We start from the raw sequence: 3,028 nt of genomic DNA, 5'->3' as shown, positions 1-3,028 counted from the left end.
ACTACGGCGGAGTGCAGAAGGTCGCCCCGGTGCTCGCCGGCACGTTCCTGATCGGCAGCCTCGCGACCCTGTCCCTGCCGGAAGCGGAGTCGGGGTGATCGCGGAACGGGCGCCCGCTTACGATGAGCCGACGTCTTTAACCCGCCCTCACGCGATAGGTCCTGCCGAAGATGAGCTTCCACAGCACCGCTGCCCAGTTGGTCACCCTCGCCGCCGAGGGCGAAGAGCACGGCGGAAACCACGAGAGCCTCAGCCCCTACCTCACCGGCGGTGGCGCCCTCTTCGCCCTGCTGCTCCTGCTGTGGGTCACCACCCGCTTCAACCGCGACCGCTGAGACCGGCCGGGCATCCGGCCGAGGACGCCCGGGGGACCACGGGGGCGGCCGGAGCCCTCAGACAGGGCCGGTAGGGTCTGCACGCATGGGAGAGCAGGACATGCCTACCGGTCCGGCGAACGAGACGCCGCACGACCCGGCACAGGACACGGCGAGCGGAACCGAGCGGCACTCGGAGCCCCGCCGTGCCTCCGCGGTGGCCGACCGGACCGACGGCCCCGGAAAGAGCCCGTCGCGACCGGGCAAGCGCCGCCTCGGTGTCATGGGCGGCACCTTCGACCCGATCCACCACGGGCACCTGGTGGCGGCCAGCGAGGTCGCCGCGGCGTTCCACCTGGACGAGGTGGTCTTCGTGCCGACCGGCCAGCCCTGGCAGAAGACCCACCGCAGCGTCTCCCCGGCCGAGGACCGTTACCTGATGACGGTCATCGCGACCGCCGAGAACCCGCAGTTCTCCGTGAGCCGCATCGACATCGACCGGGGCGGCCCCACCTACACCGTGGACACTCTGCGCGACCTGCGCGCGCTCAACCCCGACACGGACCTGTTCTTCATCACCGGCGCCGACGCGCTCGCCCAGATCCTGACCTGGCGGGACAACGAGGAGCTGTTCTCCCTGGCGCATTTCATCGGAGCCACCCGGCCGGGTCACCACCTGGACGACTCCGGACTCCCGGAGGGCGGTGTCTCGCTCGTGGAGGTTCCGGCTCTGGCCATCTCCTCCACGGACTGCCGTGCGAGAGTCGCCAAGGGCGACCCCATCTGGTATCTGGTGCCGGACGGCGTCGTGCGCTATATCGACAAGCGCGAGCTGTACCGCGGCGAGTGAGCCGAGAGGGGCACCGGTGAACGACCGATACGACGCGGGGGCCGCGGGATACGGCGCCGACCAGTACGAACTCGTCGGCTACGACGAGTACGGCCAGCCTGTCTACCGGCAGGTCCCGGCACAGCAGGCCCCGCAGCAGACCTACGACCCGTACACCCAGCAGCACCAGCAGCACCAGCAGCACCAGCAGCACCAGCAGCAGCAGGGCTACGGCTACGACCCGTACGCGCAGCAGGGGCAGCAGCCCCCGCCCGCGTACGACTACGGCACCGGCGGGCAGCCCGCCGCCGACTACGGCTCCTACGACGCGTACGGCACTGCCCCGCACCAGGGTGGCGGTGCCGCGCAGGGCGCCCCGCACGACCCCTACGGCCAGGCCACCGCCGGTACCATCGGCCGGCAGCCCCGGGTCGCCGAAGAGACCGCCCGGCAGACCGCCCACATCCCGCAGCAGGCCGGCCCCGACCACGACCAGGAAGCCCCCGCCGAGCCGCAACGGGAGTACCACACCGAGCAGTTCGCCTTCGTCGAGGAACCGGACGCCAACTCCGAAGACGTCATCGACTGGCTGAAGTTCACCGAGAACCGCACCGAACGCCGCGAGGAGGCCCGGCGCCGGGCCCGCGGAAGGATCATGGCCCAGGTGGTCGTCCTCGCGCTCGTCGTGGCCGGCGGCGTCGGCTACCTCTGGTACGCGGGCAAGCTGCCCGGTCTGTCGTCCGAGGACTCCAAGGCGGGCCCCGCGACGGCCGCGGGCGCCCAGAAGCGCGACGTCATCGTCGTCCACCTGCACGACACCAAGGGCGGCGGCACCTCCACGGCCCTCCTCGTCGACAACACCACCACCGAGCGGGGCACCACCGTCCTGGTGCCCAACTCCCTCGCCCTGACCAGCGACGACGGCACCACGACGACGCTCGCCAAGTCGGTCGAGGACGACGGCTCCGACGGCACCCGCGACGCGCTCGACACGGTCCTCGGCACCGACATCGAGGGCACCTGGCGCCTGGACACCCCCTACCTGCAGAACCTCGTCGACCTCGTCGGCAACATCGACGTCGACACCGACGCCGAGGTGCCCGACCCCGCCGCCAAGAAGAAGGGCGAGGCCCCGCTGGTCAGCAAGGGCCGGGACCAGACCCTGAGCGGCAAGATGGCGGTCGCCTACGCCACCTACCGCGCTCCGGGCGAAGCCCAGAACGCCCAGCTGGAGCGCTTCGGCCAGGTCATGCAGGGCGTCCTGCGCAAGATGTCCTCCGACCCGCAGGCCGCGACGACCACCATCCAGACCCTCGCTCAGATCCTCGACCCGTCCCTCACCGACAAGGACCTCGGCACCTTCCTCGCCGGGCTCTCCGACCTCGCCAAGGGCGGCGACGTCAAGACCGACCTGCTGCCCGTCCAGAACGACGGCACGCTCAGCGCCCAGACGAGCGCGCGGGTCGTCAAGGACGTCCTCGGCGGCACCGCCAAGAGCCCCGACAAGGACGCCGCCGTCAGCGTCTCGGTGCAGAACGCCACCGGCGTCAAGGACAACACCGAGAAGGCCAGGGTCGTGCTCCTCAACGGCGGCTTCACCTTCCTGGAGAGCGGCACCGGCACCGCCCGGGCCACCTCCGAGGTCGTCTACGCCGACGCCGCCGACAAGGCGAACGCCGCCGAGGTCGCCAAGACCCTCGGCCTGCCCACGGGCTCCGTCACCAAGGGCAGGACCTCGGGGAGCGCGGACGTCTCCGTGGTCCTCGGCCAGGACTACAAGCCGTCGTCCGGCTAGTAGATTGTCGCTGCTAAGTGTGGCTGTGATTGGTGGAGTTGACGGTCGGGCAGCCTCCCCTCGTCGCTTCACTTCGGCCGGGCGGGGGTG

3 protein-coding genes are annotated in these 3,028 nt (G+C 70.9%); all 3 read left to right on the top strand.

The genetic code is table 11. The features are described from left to right. The first annotated feature begins 170 nt into the window (after positions 1 to 170). The 3 genes from ABZ281_RS44210 (at position 171) to ABZ281_RS44200 (ending at position 2,938) form a co-directional block, all read left to right on the top strand. Positions 171 to 335 (top strand): hypothetical protein, encoded by a 165-nt coding sequence (locus ABZ281_RS44210; protein WP_191971506.1) that lies wholly within the window; start codon positions 171 to 173, stop codon positions 333 to 335. An 85-nt stretch (positions 336 to 420) separates the two neighbouring features. After that, positions 421 to 1,164 (top strand): nicotinate-nucleotide adenylyltransferase, encoded by a 744-nt coding sequence (gene nadD / locus ABZ281_RS44205; RefSeq protein WP_298564853.1) that lies wholly within the window; start codon positions 421 to 423, stop codon positions 1,162 to 1,164. Positions 1,165 to 1,180: 16 nt separating this feature from the next. Next, positions 1,181 to 2,938, top strand: coding sequence for an LCP family protein (locus ABZ281_RS44200; RefSeq protein WP_356663899.1), 1,758 nt, complete (start codon positions 1,181 to 1,183; stop codon positions 2,936 to 2,938). Positions 2,939 to 3,028: the final 90 nt, after the last annotated feature.

It is taken from the genome of Streptomyces sp. NPDC006265 (assembly GCF_040613555.1).
Lineage (GTDB): Bacteria > Actinomycetota > Actinomycetes > Streptomycetales > Streptomycetaceae > Streptomyces.
This window is presented reverse-complemented; position numbering and strand designations above follow the sequence as displayed.

Coding starts and splice junctions, on each gene's coding strand:
- ABZ281_RS44210 (WP_191971506.1), top strand. CDS start 171: ATGAGCTTCCACAGCACCGCTGCCCAGTTGGTCACCCTCGCCGCCGAG.
- nadD (WP_298564853.1), top strand. CDS start 421: ATGGGAGAGCAGGACATGCCTACCGGTCCGGCGAACGAGACGCCGCAC.